This is a genomic window from Massilia sp. Masssp94 (genome assembly GCF_059491305.1).
This window is the reverse complement of sequence record NZ_CP168501.1, coordinates 4,437,183-4,452,161: the sequence shown is the minus strand read 5'-3', so window position 1 is coordinate 4,452,161 and position 14,979 is coordinate 4,437,183. Positions and strand designations below refer to the sequence as shown.

The following is a 14,979-nucleotide window of genomic DNA, read 5'->3' as shown; positions in this document are numbered from 1 at the left end:
TTTGTGGGTTTGTTTTTTTACAGCGTCGCCAGCGAAGCGTTGGGTATGTCGGTCACCAGCATGTAGCCCGGGCGATGGGTGATCACGAACGGCAGGCGCGCCGCCCGGATCGCCTCCTGCGGCGTGACGCCGCAGGCCCAGAACACGGGAATCTCGTCCGCCATGACCTCGACCGCGTCGCCGTAGTCGGGCCGCGCCAGGTCGGCGATGCCGATGAGGCGCGGGTCGCCCAGGTGCACCGGTGCCCCGTGGATCGCGGGGTAGCGGCTCGTGATCTGGATCGCGCGGATCGCGTCCTGCGCCTTCAACGGGCGCATGGACACGACCATGTTCCCGCCGAACGGCCCCGCCGCCGCGTTCGGGATGTTCGTGCGGTACATGGCGATGTTCCGGCCCTGTTCGATGTGGCGCAGCGGGATGCCGGCGGCCAGCAGCATTTCCTCGAACGAGAACGAACAGCCGATCGCGAACGCGACCAGGTCGTCGCGCCACAGGCCTTCCAGCGACACCGGCGCTTCCGCCAGCTCGCCGTCGCGGTACACGTAATAGGCCGGGACATCGGTGCGCAGGTCGAGATCCGCGCCGAGCGCCGGCACGTTCCACGCGCCCGGCTCGCCAACCGCGAGCAGCGGACAGGCTTTCGGATTGCGCTGGGCGAAGCGCAGGAAATCATGGGCATGCGCGTCCGGCAGGATGACGAGATTGGCCTGGGCATAGCCGCCGCAGACGCCGGCGGTCGGCTTGCGGAATTCGCCCGCGCGGACCAGGCGACGGAACTGGATCGGTTTCATGGATTTCTCGCGTGGTAATGACATGGAAACAAGCATAGATGCATCGTCCGTTTCCGCCAAACCACTTATTTTTACCGCATGTGTTAAGTTTTCCTAAACGCGCTTTTGATCCGTTCCCCTCATGCATAAAGTATTCTTGACGCCATGAATACACGTTTCCTCGAAACCCTGATCACCCTTGCCCAGCTGCGCAGCGTCCGCGCGACGGCCCGCGCCATGCATGCGACGCCGGCGGCGATCTCGCTGCGGATCAAGGCACTGGAAGAAGAACTGCAGACGGAACTCATCGACCGCAGCACGCGCGAATTCCGGCTGACGCCGAACGCGGACTACCTGCTGAACCACGCGAAGGCCGTCGTGGACGCGACGCGGCGCCTGCGCGAGGCGGCGCGCACGGAAAGCGCGGTGCGGGGCCGGCTGCGGCTGGGGGTGATCGAGACGGTGGTGCACAGCTGGCTCGCGCATTCCGTACGCCAGCTGAACGCCAGTTTCCCGGAGCTGGAAATCGATCTCGTCGTGGACATGAGCACGACGCTGGAAAAACGTTTACTGGCGGGAGAGCTCGACCTGGTGGTCGGCATCGAAGGCGTGAACAGCAGCGAGATCACGTCCGAGCCGCTGGCCGTCTATCCCGTGCGCTGGATCGCGCGCGCGGGCCTGCTGGCACCGCAGCGCGAAGGCCTGGCGCAACGCCTGCTGCAATTCCCGATCCTGACGTTCGGGCGCGGCACGCAGCCGCACCGGATGCTGGAAGACATCGTCACCCGGCTCGCCAACCTGAGCGCGGTGCCGCTGGAACAGACGCGCATCACCTGTTCGCCGTCCGTGGCCGCCATCATCCAGCTGATCCGCAACGGCTTCGGCGTGGCCGCGATTCCCTGGCTGTTCGTCAGTAGCCATCTCGAGAACGGCGAATTCATGGAGGTGCCGCTGCAGCCCGTGCCGCCGCCGATCATCGTGTCGATGAGCCGGCGCACGAACGCGCCCGTGGCGGTGCATGCGGCGGCGTCTGCGGTGCGCGCGGCCTGCGCGGAGTATTGCGCGCAGGTGGACGGGCAGTATATCGAGAGCTTGGGCTGAGCGAGAGCCTGGGCTGGGCGAGAGCCCGGGCTGAGCGCGTCCGTCAGGCCGGACGGCGCGGCGACAGCGTCATTGCTGGCGCTTTTTCTCTTCCTTCTTGACTTTCTTGTCCGCCTTCTTTTCCTTTGCGGTCTTGGCCGGTTCCTTCTTCGTGGACTTTTTCGCGTCCTGGCTTTTACTCATTGTTTTCTCCAGTCAAATTAATGGATCACGCATCCGCGCAGCTTCGGCAGAGGCTGGAGGGCGGTGGCGACTTCACCTTCGGGATCTTCTTCGGTTTTCAACTGGATCCATGCCAATACCTCGGCAATACTGGCCAGGCCGCTGTGCAGGGATGCGCGCGCTTCGAAAAATTCGGACACTTCCGGGTTGCCGGGTTCCGGCACGAGGAGAACGGAATGCCCCAGTGCGCGGATACGCGTTTCCAGCTCCTCCAGATCGCACGCAAGCGCGTCATGGAGTGCTTCGATGGCCGCCACTGCATCATCCATATCGTAGGATTCTTCATTCATCGCAGTTCTGTTTCAGCCTTATGGTTGTCTTGGTGATACGCGGCACGGAGAAGTCGCCCGTCCCATCGCGGGTCGTGCAACGGCAGCAAAGCTTGATGACGGAAGAGAGCTAGACAGGACCGCCCCGAAGGGCATGGCAAGGAGGACAACAATCCGGGACGCGTGGACACACGATACAGCAATTATGCAAATGCCGCTCAGGCGTTGCTGGACGGGCCGTCGGCCAACCGCCGATCCTGCGCGCGCCGCGGCAGCGTCACCGTGAAGGTCGTGCCATCCTCCGCATTCGACGCGACATGGATCTGCCCACCATGGGCGTGCACGATTTCGCGCGCGATGAACAGGCCGATACCGAGGCTGGTGTGCTCGGCCTGGTCGCTGCCGATGCGGGCGGCGACGCGGACGAGGGGCTCGAACACGGTCGACACCTTGTCGGGCGGGATCGGCGGGCCCTGGTTATTGATGGCAAGGATGATATCGTCGTCGGTGGCGGTCAGGCCGACCCGGATCGGGGCATTCTTGTCGCCGTACTGGATGGCATTGCCGATGAGGTTGGACAGCATCTGTGCGACGCGGCCGTCGTCGAACACGGCATCCAGCAGGGGCGGCACGTCCAGTTCGATCCACCGCTCCGGATGGAAGGTGCGCAATTCATCGACCACCTGCCGGCACACCGACACCATGCTGCCCTGCCGGACGCGGATCGGCATGCCCGGCCCCAGATGGGTGCGGGTGAAGTCGATCAGGTCGTTGACCAGCTTGCTCATGCGTTTGGCGCTGCTGAACATCCGTGTCGCCACGAGGATGTACTTCGGCGGGATATCGGTTGCCTGCATGACGAAACTCGCCCCGCTGACCAGCGTGCCCAGCGGATTGCGCAGATCGTGGCCGAGGATCGCGAGGAACATGTTCTGCGATTGCTTGACCAGTTGCTCATACCGCGCCACCGACTCGGCCAGGGCCTGGTCGACCGCCTCGTTGAAGCGCACCATGTCGCCCATGTCCGTGGCGCGACTCCCGGGCGCCGCGTCCCGCCACAACGCCAGCACGCTCGAGCGCAGGGCGCGGTACTCGGACACCAGTTGCACGACGGTATAGCCGGACAACAGGCGGGCCTGGGCATGCGCTTCGGCGGCCGTTTCCTCGCCGTCGTGCTTGCCCTGCCCCCTGGATTTGGCGATACGCTCCCGGTCGGACTGGTGGCAGCCGAGATCGTCCGCGAAGGTGAGCAGCATCAGGCGCGCGTGATCGCGTAGCTCTTCGTCATCCATCGTCAAGGCCGGCGGTTCGATCGTGCGCGCAAAATTCTCCCATTCCTGCAGGATCGCTTCCATATTGTCGCGTATGAAATCGGCAAGCCTATATTGCCTCGTTGTCATAAATAACCTTGTATTACCCGATTCCGCGACATTCGCATCGAAGGGGTAAATGATAATAACAGCGTTATTCCCCACCCAATGGATAATTCGACAAAACCTGCCTATCGAAAATAAATCCGAAATAATTAGGTGAATTCGGGAAAGTCCTGTATCTTTCTTCTGGCACTACATCAAGTCGTTGTTATTGTTGGTCTTTCTCTCCCGTTCGCCTCCCGGCGGTCCTGTTTGATTTCCTCCTTACTCTCTTGGTCGTACTGCATTCCGGGCGTCTTGCCCAAAGCAACTTTAAGGACTGAAACAAAATGACTACTCAAACCGGCACCGTGAAATGGTTCAACGATTCCAAAGGCTTCGGCTTCATTACGCCTGACGCAGGCGGCGGCGACCTGTTCGCCCATTTCCAGGACATTCAATCGGAAGGTTTCAAGAGCCTTGCCGAAAACCAGCGCGTCTCGTTCGTGCGCTCGACCGGCCCCAAGGGCGAAAAAGCCGGAAATATCCGCGCTATTTAATCGGTCTGATTAATTGCCGAAATGCACCACGCAGATAGCGTGGGCGTTTCAACCGCAATAAAAAGAAAACGGATTCATGTAATGTGAATCCGTTTTTTTATTTTGGATGTCCGAAACGCGGCGCCTCGCGCGCAAACGCCACCAGCTGCTCCCGCACCCAGCGCTGCGCCGCGTCGCCGTGGTTGCGGTTATGCCAGGCCATGCGGATGGCGAAGCCGGGAACCGGCAGCGGCGGTTCCAGCACGCGCAGGCGATTGGGACGCCCTTCCACCATGCGGGCCGGCACGAGGGCGACGAGGTCGGAGCGTTCGACCAGGTCCAGCACCGAGTGGAACGTCGACGCCGACACGACGACGCGGCGCCGCAGGCCCTGCGCATCGAGCACCTCGTCGACCGGCGTGGTAAAGCTGCCGCCGCGCGGCGAGACCATCACGTGTTCCAGTTCGCAGAACCGCGCCGTATCCAGCGGCCGGCGCAGCGCCGGGTGGCCGCGCCGCGCGATGAAGACGTAGCGCTCCTCGAACAGCGGACGCGAACGGAGAGACTCCGCGATGCCTTCCGGCGTCAGCACCGCGAGGTCGACGTCGCCCTTTTCCATCTGCGCTTCCAGGCGCGCGGAATCGGCCGGACGCAGGGCGATGCGCAGGCCCGGCGCTGCGCGGCGCAGCGCGAGCGTGAAGTCGAGCAGCAGCGCCGCTTGCACGTAGTCCGAACACGCCACGTGGAGCGTGAACTCGTCGCGCGCGGGGTCGAAGGCGCGGGCCGCCGTCACCACGTCGCGCAGCTGCGCGAGGGCCGCCGCCAGCGGCGCCTGCAGGCCCAGGGCCAGCGGCGTGGGCGTCATGCCGCGGTGGCTCGGCACGAACAACGGGTCGCCCAGCATCTCGCGCAGGCGCGCCAGCTGGGCGCTCAGCGCGGGCTGGCTCAGGTTCAGGCGTTGCGCGGCGCGGCTCACGCTGCGCTCGGCCAGCAGCGCGTCCAGGGTCACGAGCAGGTTGAAATCGATGCGCTTGATATCCATTTTTTGGATACTACCCCAAAAGCCGACTGGCATTCCCGGCCGTGACGATTGGCGCCAGAATGGCCTTCATCACATTCACGGAGCACGACGATGAAGACTGTTTTAGTGGTACACGCCCACCCCGACCCGCATTCCCTCACCGCGCAGATGGTCCAGGCCGCGCGCGCCGGACTGCGCGCCCAAGGCCATGAAGTGATCCACTCCGACCTGTACGCCATGGGCTGGAAGGCCGTCTACGACGAACACGATTTCCCCGACCGGCAGGATCGCGAGCGCCTGTCGTTCGTGGACGAATCCGGCCACGCGTTCAGCACCGGCACGCAGCCGGACGACGTGCGCGCCGAGCAGGCCAAGCTGATGGCGGCGGATGCCGTCGTCTTCCAGTTCCCGCTGTGGTGGTTCGGCATGCCGGCCATCATGAAGGGCTGGATCGAGCGCGTGTGGGCATACGGTCTCGCCTACGGCTACCAGGGTGCCGGCAACCGCTACCGCTACGGCGAAGGCGGCCTCGCGGGCAAACGCGCGCTGCTGTCCGTGACGATGGGCGGGCCGGCCGAGGACTACGGCCCGCGCGGCATCAACGGCCAGCTCGACGAACTGCTGTTCCCGATCACGCACGGTACGCTGTTCTTCCCCGGCATGGACGTGCTGCCCACGTATGCCGTGCATGGCGCGGGCCGCATCGATGCCGAGGGCGTCGAACGCGCGCAGGCCGGCCTGGCGGCGCGCATGCGCACCCTGTTCACGGATGCGCCGATTCCCTACCGGCCGCAGAACGGCGGCGACTACCCGGACCGGCACGTGCTGGCGGACGACGTCGTGCCCGGCGTCACCGGATTGCGCGCGCATCTGCGCTGAGACGGCCCCTGTCGTGGGACAATGTTCAAAATCACCACGACAGGAGACCGAATGAAAAAGACGCTGGCCGGCTTGCTGCTGTCCGCCCTGGCCTGGTCGGCCCAGGGCCGCGACATTGTCCTCGACGCGCCGTTGCCGCGGATCGTGCACAAGGACGGGCGCCATGCGCTGCTGGTGGACGGCAAGCCGTTCTTCATGCTGGGCGCGCAGGTGAACAATTCCAGTGCCTGGCCCGCGCAGATGCCGCTCGTCTGGCCGGCCATCGACAAGCTGGGCGCCAATACGCTGGAAGTGCCCATCGCGTGGGAACAGATCGAGACCGCACCGGGCACCTTCGACTTCGGCTACCTCGACCTGCTGCTCGCGCAGGCGCGCACCCACGACGTGCGCCTCGTGCTGCTCTGGTTCGGCGCGTGGAAGAACAATGGGCCGAGCTATACGCCGGCGTGGATCAAGCTGGACAACGCCCGCTATCCGCGCGTCGTCGATGCGAAAGGAGAGCTGCGCGATTCGCTGTCGCCGATCTTCCCGGCCACGCTGGACGCCGACCGCAACGCCTTCGTCGCGCTGATGCGCCATATCCGCGCGAAGGATCCACAGCGCACAGTGATCATGGTCCAGATCGAGAACGAGACAGGCACCTACGGCAGCGCGCGCGACCACTCGCCGGAAGCGAACAGACTGTTTGCCGGCCCGGTGCCCGCGCCGCTGCTGACGGCGCGCGGCCGCACGGGCGGCACGTGGACGGAGGTCTTCGGCAAGGAAGCCGACGAAGCGTTCCACGCCTGGTACATCGCGCGCTTCGCCGACGCCGTGGCCGCCGCCGGCAAGGCGGAACTGGACCTGCCGATGTACGTCAACGTGGCGCTGCGCGATCCGTTCAAGCCGCAGGACCCGACGTCGTACTCGGCCGGCGGCCCCACCGACAACGTGATCGACGTGTGGAAGGCCGGCGCGCCGCACATCGACGTGATCGGCCCGGACATCTATTTTCCCGAGACGCCGAAATACCACGCCGTACTGAAACTGTACGACCGCCCGGACAATCCGCTGTTCGTCCCCGAGACGGGCCACACCTTCGCCTACGCGCGCTACCTGTTCGACGTGATGGGCCGGCGCGGCATCGGCTTTGCGCCGTTCGGCGTCGATTTCACGAAGGAGGCCAACGACCCGGCCGCGATCCCGAAAAATGCATGGGACATGCTGGAACCGTTCGCCAGCAACTACCGCCTCGTCGCGCCCATCCTGCGCATCTGGGCACGGCTGGCGTTCGAAGGCCAGGTCTGGGGCGCGAGCGAACCGGACGACCGCAAGCCCGTCGACCTGGACCTCGGCAACTGGAAGGCGCGCGTCCACTACGACAAGGGCACGTTCGGCGCGTCGGACTGGACGTGGATGAAGCCGCGGCCCGCGAATCCGCTGGGCTCCGAAGGCGGCGTGCTGGTCGCGGCGCTGGGCCCGGACGAATACCTGGTCACGGGCCGCATGGCGCGCATCGATTTCACGGCGCCGGAGGGCAGCGGCAAGCGCGCCATGCTCGCGCGCGTGGAGGAAGGCCGCTACGACGACGCGGGCAACTGGGTGCTGCATCACGTATGGAACGGCGACCAGACCGATTACGGGTTAAATTTCACCACGGTGCCGCGCGTACTGCGGGTGAAATTGGGAAGTTACCCGAGTCGCCAGCGTTAAAACGTCGCCCCTGCGAAGGCAGGGGCCCAATTTGCACGCGCCGACGCGATGCATGCAGAACTTGGGTCCCCGCCTTCGCGGGGACGACGTAGTTATTTATAAGGATCTCATCAATGACCACGACCATGCACAAGATCGCCCTGATCCTGTTCGTGCTCGCCCTGCTGCACACGTTCGCCACGCGCCTCTTCGAGGGCCTGGCGCACCGCCATCCGCGCCACGCCGGGCTGTTCCACCTGCTGGGCGAGGTGGAGGTCGTCTTCGGCTTCTGGGCCTTCGTGCTGATGCTCGCGCTGGCCTTCGTCGACGGCAGCGCCGCCGCCATCGACTACGCCGAATCGCGCCATTACACGGAGCCCCTGTTCGTGTTCGTCGTGATGGTGGTGGCCGCGTCGCGGCCCGTGCTGGAGGCGGCGCGCGCGCTCGTGCGCCTGCTCGCGCGGCTGCTGCCGCTGCGCACGGAAGTCGCGCAGACGTGGCTCGGCCTCGCACTCGTGCCGCTGGTCGGCTCCCTGATCACGGAACCGGCCGCGATGACGATCGCCGCGCTGATGCTGGCCCCGTCCGTGTTCCGCCCCGGCATGCCGGAATGGCTGAAATACGGGGCGCTGGGCGTCCTGTTCGTCAACGTGTCGATCGGCGGCACGCTGACGTCGTATGCCGCGCCGCCCGTGCTGATGGTGGCCGGCGCGTGGGGCTGGGACAGCGTCCACATGCTGGCGCACTTCGGCTGGCGTGCCGTCATCGCCGTCGTGGCCAATGCCAGCGTCGTGACGTATCTGCTGCGCCCGCACCTGCGCCCGTTCGACATCTCGATCGAGGGCGAGGCGCCCGTGCGCATGCCGGTTCTTGTCACGCTCACCCACCTGGGCGTGCTGACGGCCATCGTGCTGCTGGCCCACCATCCCGTGCTGTTCACCGGCATTTTTTTACTATTCCTCGGCATCACCCAGGCCTACCCGCGCTACCAGGATCCGCTGATCCTGAAGGAAGGCCTGCTGGTCGGCTTCTTCCTCGCCGGCCTCGTCGTGCTGGGCGGGATGCAGCAATGGTGGCTGCAGCCCATCGTCGCGAAACTCCAACCCACTGCCCTGTTCTTCGGGGCGCTGGGCCTCACCGCGATCACGGACAACGCCGCGCTGACCTACCTCGGCTCGCTGATCGCCGGGCTGTCCGAGCGCGCGCAATACATGCTGGTGGCGGGCGCGGTGGCGGGCGGCGGCCTGACCGTCATCGCCAATGCGCCGAATCCGGCCGGCGTCGCCCTGCTGCGGCGCGGCTTCAACGACGAGTCGATCGGGGCCATGGGCCTGCTGCTGGGTGCGCTTGCGCCCACTTGTGCGGCGGCTGTGTTGTTCTTGTTGTAACGTATTAGCTGGAACGGGACCCTCCACGTCCCGCAGCGAGGGAACAACATGGATCACGACCTGCTGGTCAGCAAGACGGGCACCATCGAGCGCTGCTGCAAGCGCGCCCGCGACGAATACGAAAAGGACCCGACCACCTTCGTCGGCGACATCACGCGCCAGGACGCGGCGACCTTGAACGTGATCCGCGCCTGGGAAGCGGCCGTCGAGATGGGCGATTACGTGCTGGCCGACCGCGGCCTGGGCCCGGCGCACGACGAGCGCGACGTCATCACGCTACTGGCGGACAACGGCTGGATCGAGCCGGCACTGGCCGAGGACCTCAAGCGCACGGGCGAATTCTGCCGCGCCGAATGGGACCACCAGGCCGCGCCGCTGCCCGCGCTGGTGACCATCATCAAGCGGGGGCTGGACGATTTCGACGTGTATGCACGTGCGCTGCTGGCGGGTGCGGCGGGCGGCGAACCCGAACCAGATGCTGTCTAACTGGTATCATGCGCCCTTTCTGAACCACGCACCAGACACCACAAGAACATGAGCCAACCGACCAACCTGCCATCCTTCTGGAGCCGGCTGTCCCTTGCCTTCGGCGCCTTCTTCAAGACCCTGGGCGACGCCGAGTTCGCCGCGCGCGTGCGCGACGACCAGGTCGGCCCGATCGCCGCACCTGCTCCCGCACCGGCGCCTGCACCGAAGCCCGCGCCGGCACCGGCCCCCGCATCGGCCCCATTACGCATCGCCACGCCGGACGCGGCCCTGCAATTGCTGGGCCTCCTGCAGCGCGAAGCGCGCCTGATCGACTTCGCCAACGAAAACATCACGGTCTATGCGGACGCCGACATCGGCGCCGCCGCCCGTCTCGTGCACGAAGGCTGCGCGCGCGTGCTGCGCGAGCACTTCACCATCGAACCCGTGCGCGGCGAGCTGGAAGGCACGCGCATCACGCTGCCGGAAGGCTTCGACGCCGCCAGCGTGCGCCTGACCGGCAACGTCGTCGGCAAGGCGCCGTTCACCGGCACCCTGTCGCACCGCGGCTGGCGCGCCCGCGACGTGCGCCTGCCGCAGCTGGCGGATAAACACGATGCCAGCGTCATCGCCCCGGCGGAGGTGGAACTGTGAGCGACATCCAGACCAACGACGCCCGCTACGCCATCGGCATCGACCTCGGCACGACGCACAGCGCGCTGTCGTACGTCGACCTGCAGGCCAGCGATGGCGAGAAGGCCGACCAGGGCGTGCTGGGCATTCCGCAACTGAGCGCGCCCGGCACCGTGGAAGCGCTGCCGCTGCTGCCCTCGTTCCTGTACCTGCCGCACCCGGACGAACTGGCGCCGGGCGAACTGGCGCTGCCGTGGACGAACGGCCAGGCCGCGCCCATCGTGGGTGAAATGGCACGCAGTCGCGGCGCCGGCACGCCGATCCGCCTCGTGTCGTCGGCCAAAAGCTGGCTGAGCCACCCGAGCGTCGACCGCCGCGCCGCCATCCTGCCGACCGACGCGCCGGAAGAAGTCGAACGCGTGTCGCCGCTGGCCGCATCGACCCGCTACCTCGAGCACCTGAAAGCCGCGTGGAACGCGACGCATCCGGACGCGCCGTTCGAACAGCAGGCCGTCACCGTGACGATCCCGGCGTCGTTCGATCCGGCCGCGCGCGAGCTGACGGCAGAGGCCGCGCGCAGCGCCGGCTACGGCAACCCGACGCTGCTGGAAGAACCGCAGGCCGCGCTGTACAGCTGGATCGAAGGCAGCGGCGGCGGCTGGCGCAAGCAAGTGAAAGCCGGCGACATCGTGCTGGTCGTCGACGTGGGCGGCGGTACGAGCGACTTCTCGCTGATCGCCATCCTCGAACGCGACGGCAACCTCGAACCGCACCGCGTCGCCGTCGGCGACCACATCCTGCTGGGCGGCGACAACATGGACCTCGCGCTGGCCCACCTCGTCGCACGCAAGCTGCAGGCGAACGGCACGCAGCTGGACGCCTGGCAGATGCGCGCCCTCACCTACGCCTGCCGCGGCGCCAAGGAACACCTGCTGGCGGACGCCAACGCGACCACGTGGCCGATCGTGGTGCCGAGCCGCGGCTCGAAGCTGATCGGCGGCTCGATCCGCACGGAGCTCACGCGCGACGAAGTCACCACGTTCATCACGGACGGCTTCTTCCCGCGCGTGGAAGCGTCCGCACGTCCCGCGACGCGCACGCGCGCCGGCCTCACGCAAGTGGGCCTGCCGTACGCGCAGGACGCCGCCATCACGCGCCACCTCGCTGCCTTCCTCGGCCGCCAGGCCGGTGCGACAGCGGAGCTGGAAGGCTTCAACGGCAAGGTGAATGCCGAGCACACCTTCCTGCACCCGAGCGCCGTGCTGTTCAACGGCGGCGTGTTCAAGTCGGACATCCTCGCCAGGCGCGTGATGGACACCATCAACGACTGGCTGTACATGGAAGGCGCCGAACCGGCCCGCATGCTGGAAGGCGCGGACCTGGATCTCGCCGTCGCGCGCGGCGCCGCCTACTACGGCTATGCGCGCCGTGGCGGCGGCGTGCGCATCCGCGGCGGCACGGCCCGGTCGTACTACGTCGGCGTCGAGTCCTCGATGCCCGCGATCCCCGGCTTCGAACCGCCGCTGGAAGCGCTGTGCGTGGCGCCGTTCGGCATGGAAGAAGGCAGCGAGCTGGAACTGCCGGGCCAGGAATTCGGCCTCGTCGTGGGCGAGCCCGTGCACTTCCGCTTCTTCGGCTCCACCGTGCGCCGGCAAGACCAGATCGGCACCGTGCTGGAGTCGTGGAGCCAGGACGAGCTGCAGGAATTGAACGAGATCCAGGCGACGCTGCCGGCGGAAGGCCGCACGCCGGGCGACGTCGTGCAGGTGAAGCTGCATGCCGTGGCGACGGAAGCGGGCACGCTGGAACTGGTGGCCGTGGCCCGTGAAGGCCAGCGCTGGAAGGTCGAGTTCGACGTCCGCAGCAGCGAGCAGTGACCCGCACCAAACCAGCCCTCGTCGGCATCGACCTCGGCACCACCAACACGGTGCTGGCGTATGCCGACGCGGGGTCCGAGCAGGTCGCCACGTTCGATATTCCGCAACTGGTGGCGCCCGGCGAAGTGGGCACGGCGCCGCTGCTGCCGTCGAGCCGCTACCACCCGCTCGAGGGCGAGCTCGCGGCGGATGCGCTGCAATTGCCGTGGCAACAGCCGGACGTGGGCGGCGTGGCACGCGTCGCCACCGGCCGCCTCGCGAGGAGTCTTGGCGCGGCGTCGCCGGGCCGGCTCGTCGCCTCCGCGAAAAGCTGGCTGTCGCATCCGGGCGTGGACCGCACGGCGCCCATCCTGCCGTGGGGCGCGCCGGACGACGTGCCGAAAGTCTCGCCGCTGGCCGCGAGCGCCAGCTATCTCGCCCACCTGCGCGCGGCGTGGAATACGCAGCACCCCGCAAGGCCGCTGGAGCGGCAGCAGATCGTCCTCACGATCCCCGCCTCGTTCGACGAAGGCGCGCGCGCCCTCACGCTGGAAGCGGCGCGCCTCGCCGGCCTGTCCGACGTGCGCCTGCTGGAGGAACCGCAGGCCGCGCTGTACGACTGGCTGCAACGCCATCGCACCACGCTGGCTGCCGACCTCGCGGATGCGAAGCTCGTGCTCGTCGCCGACGTGGGCGGGGGCACCACCGACTTCACGCTCGTGAAGGTCGAGCTGAAGGATGGAGAACCGGCACTGTCGCGCATCGGCGTGGGCAACCACCTGATCCTCGGCGGCGACAACATGGACCTCGCCCTCGCCCACCTGGCCGAGTCGCGCCTGGGCGAAAGCCAGCGCCTGTCGGCCGGCCGCCTCGCGCAACTGACGGAACGCTGCCGCGCCGCGAAGGAACAGTTGCTGGCGCCGGACGCGCCGGATGAAGTGACCGTCACCTTGCTCGGCAGCGGCTCGCGCCTCATCGGCGCCAGCCGCTCCGCGACGATCGCCAAGGCGGACGTCGACCGCATCGTGCTGGACGGTTTTTTCCCTTTAAACGACACGCGGGAAGGTCCGCAGCGCGCCCGCGCCGGCATCGTCGAATTCGGCCTGCCGTATGCGAGCGACCCGGCCATCACGCGCCATCTGGCGGGCTTCCTGCGCCAGCACGCGCAGGCGGCGCGCGAGGCGCTGGGCATCCCCGATGACGATCGCCTGCCCGTGCCGGATACCCTGCTGCTGAACGGCGGCGTGTTCCGCGGAGAAGCGCTGGCGCAGCGGCTGGCCGACGTGCTGTCCGCGTGGCGCGGGGACGCCGTGCGCGTGCTGCACAATGCCGATCCGGACGTCGCCGTCGCGCGCGGCGCCGTCGCGTATTCGCTCGCGCGGGCCGGGCTCGCGCCCGCCATCGAGAGCGGCTCGGCGCGCAGTTATTACCTGATCCTTGAAGAAAGCGAACGTCTGCGCGCCGTCTGCGTGCTGCCGCGCGGCGCCCGCGCCGGCGCCGAGATCACGCTGGCGGAGCGCAGCTTCGCCCTGCGCGTGGGCCGGCCCGTGCGCTTCCACCTCGTCTCCGCCATCGCCGCTACGGCCGCGGCGGGCGATCTCGTCGACCTCGATCCCGCCGACGTCGTGCGGCTGCCGGCCATCGCCACCGTGCTGCGCGCGCAGGATGCGAAGACGGCGTCCATTCCCGTGCAACTGGCGGCCGCGCTGTCCGAGCTCGGCACGCTGGAGATGTTCTGCGTGGCCGAGGATGGCAGCGGCCAGCGCTGGCGCCTGGAGTTTCAATTGCGCGGCGAAGAGGAAGCGCCAGAGGTCGCGCATCCGCAACTCGACGAGGCCATCAAGCGCATCGACCGCATCTTCGGCGCGCGCAACCAGCAGGTGGAGGTACGCGAAGTGCGCCAGTTGCGCGGCGCGCTGGAACACGTGCTGAGCGGCCGCGAACGGTGGGAGACCCCGCTGCTGCGCCGCCTGTTCGACGCCCTGATGGAACGCGCGAAAGGCCGGCGCCGCTCGGCCGAGCACGAACGCGTGTGGCTGAACCTGGCCGGCTGGTGCCTGCGGCCCGGCTTCGGCGATCCGCTCGACGACTGGAGAATCCAGCAGTTGTGGGCCCTGTTCCCGGCCGGCGCCCAGTACGTCAAGGACAGCCAGGTCCGCGCCGAATGGTGGACCCTGTGGCGGCGCGTCGCCGGCGGACTCTCTACGGAAGCGCAGCTGCGCCTGCTCGACGACTTCGCGTTCAACCTGCAGGCCGATCCGGGCGACCGCGCCAGGCGTCCCGCCACGCTCGTCGACGGCAGCGAGGACGACATGCTGCGCCTGGGCGCGTCGCTGGAACGCATCCCGGCCGCGTACAAGGCCGAGATCGGGGACTGGATGGTCGGCCGCATCATGGGCATTCCCGTCACGCCCAAGCCCGATGCGAAGGCGGCGGCCACGTACGCGCGCTATCTGTGGGCGCTCGCGCGCGTGGGCGCCCGCACGCCGCTGCACGGCAGCGCGCACGAAGTGGCGCCGCCCGAGGCCGCCGAACGCTGGCTGACGGAACTCATGCTGTTCGACTGGAAGCGGATCGAGCCGGCCGGCTTCGCCGCCGCCCACCTCGCGCGCAAGACAGGCGACCGCACGCGCGACATCGGCGAGGACTTGCGCGCCCAGGTCTTGCTGCGGCTCGCGTCCGCGGGGGCGCCGGCCAGCTGGTCCGCGCAGGTGCGCGAGGTGGTCGAACTGGACCAGGAAAGCAGCACGCGCATGTTCGGCGATGCGCTGCCGCCGGGGTTGAAACTGCTGCGCTGAGACGGCGCGCCCGCT

The 14,979-nt window shown here is 67.5% G+C and carries 13 protein-coding genes; 9 read left to right on the top strand and 4 right to left on the bottom strand.

Going from position 1 to position 14,979, the window contains the following annotated elements; genetic code table 11:
• Window positions 1-17: 17 nt before the first annotated feature.
• Window positions 18-791 carry a putative hydro-lyase gene (locus ACEN9G_RS19750; protein ID WP_413340487.1) on the bottom strand — a complete coding sequence of 258 codons (774 nt, stop codon included), beginning with the start codon at window positions 789-791 and terminating at the stop codon, window positions 18-20.
• A 144-nt stretch (window positions 792-935) separates the two neighbouring features.
• On the opposite strand from ACEN9G_RS19750, the gene ACEN9G_RS19745 reads away from it, so the two are divergent.
• Complete coding sequence (locus ACEN9G_RS19745) at window positions 936-1,871, top strand: LysR family transcriptional regulator (protein WP_413340485.1); 936 nt, start codon at window positions 936-938, stop codon at window positions 1,869-1,871.
• 200 nt (window positions 1,872-2,071) lie between these two features.
• Here the strand turns inward: ACEN9G_RS19745 and ACEN9G_RS19740 are convergent, their stop codons facing one another.
• Window positions 2,072-2,383 (bottom strand): hypothetical protein, encoded by a 312-nt coding sequence (locus ACEN9G_RS19740; protein ID WP_413340483.1) that lies wholly within the window; start codon window positions 2,381-2,383, stop codon window positions 2,072-2,074.
• Between the two features lie 197 nt (window positions 2,384-2,580).
• Complete coding sequence (locus tag ACEN9G_RS19735; RefSeq protein ID WP_413340481.1) at window positions 2,581-3,717, bottom strand: sensor histidine kinase; 1,137 nt, start codon at window positions 3,715-3,717, stop codon at window positions 2,581-2,583.
• Between the two features lie 347 nt (window positions 3,718-4,064).
• Here ACEN9G_RS19735 and ACEN9G_RS19730 point away from each other — a divergent pair, with 347 nt between their 5' ends.
• Window positions 4,065-4,274 (top strand): cold-shock protein, encoded by a 210-nt coding sequence (locus ACEN9G_RS19730; RefSeq protein WP_056136492.1) that lies wholly within the window; start codon window positions 4,065-4,067, stop codon window positions 4,272-4,274.
• A gap of 97 nt (window positions 4,275-4,371) precedes the next feature.
• On the opposite strand, the gene ACEN9G_RS19725 is transcribed toward ACEN9G_RS19730, so the two are convergent.
• Window positions 4,372-5,295, bottom strand: coding sequence for a LysR family transcriptional regulator (locus ACEN9G_RS19725; protein ID WP_483126871.1), 924 nt, complete (start codon window positions 5,293-5,295; stop codon window positions 4,372-4,374).
• A 90-nt stretch (window positions 5,296-5,385) separates the two neighbouring features.
• Between ACEN9G_RS19725 and ACEN9G_RS19720 the strand changes: the two genes are divergently transcribed.
• The 7 genes from ACEN9G_RS19720 (at window position 5,386) to ACEN9G_RS19690 (ending at window position 14,964) form a co-directional block, all read left to right on the top strand.
• Complete coding sequence (locus ACEN9G_RS19720; protein WP_413341963.1) at window positions 5,386-6,153, top strand: NAD(P)H-dependent oxidoreductase; 768 nt, start codon at window positions 5,386-5,388, stop codon at window positions 6,151-6,153.
• A gap of 51 nt (window positions 6,154-6,204) precedes the next feature.
• Window positions 6,205-7,845 (top strand): DUF5597 domain-containing protein, encoded by a 1,641-nt coding sequence (locus ACEN9G_RS19715; RefSeq protein WP_413341961.1) that lies wholly within the window; start codon window positions 6,205-6,207, stop codon window positions 7,843-7,845.
• A 113-nt stretch (window positions 7,846-7,958) separates the two neighbouring features.
• Window positions 7,959-9,212, top strand: a complete 1,254-nt coding sequence (locus ACEN9G_RS19710) for a putative Na+/H+ antiporter (RefSeq protein WP_483126870.1) — start codon at window positions 7,959-7,961, stop codon at window positions 9,210-9,212.
• Window positions 9,213-9,260: 48 nt separating this feature from the next.
• On the top strand, window positions 9,261-9,698 hold the full coding sequence (hepT, locus tag ACEN9G_RS19705) for a type VII toxin-antitoxin system HepT family RNase toxin (protein ID WP_413341960.1): 438 nt from the start codon (window positions 9,261-9,263) through the stop codon (window positions 9,696-9,698).
• A 48-nt stretch (window positions 9,699-9,746) separates the two neighbouring features.
• Window positions 9,747-10,331, top strand: coding sequence for a DUF2760 domain-containing protein (locus tag ACEN9G_RS19700; protein ID WP_160410238.1), 585 nt, complete (start codon window positions 9,747-9,749; stop codon window positions 10,329-10,331).
• Window positions 10,328-12,187 carry an Hsp70 family protein gene (locus ACEN9G_RS19695; RefSeq protein ID WP_413341958.1) on the top strand — a complete coding sequence of 620 codons (1,860 nt, stop codon included), beginning with the start codon at window positions 10,328-10,330 and terminating at the stop codon, window positions 12,185-12,187. The genes ACEN9G_RS19700 and ACEN9G_RS19695 overlap by 4 nt, the downstream gene beginning before the upstream one ends.
• Window positions 12,184-14,964, top strand: coding sequence for an Hsp70 family protein (locus ACEN9G_RS19690; RefSeq protein ID WP_483126869.1), 2,781 nt, complete (start codon window positions 12,184-12,186; stop codon window positions 14,962-14,964). Before ACEN9G_RS19695 ends, ACEN9G_RS19690 begins: the two co-directional genes overlap by 4 nt.
• Window positions 14,965-14,979 lie beyond the last annotated feature (15 nt).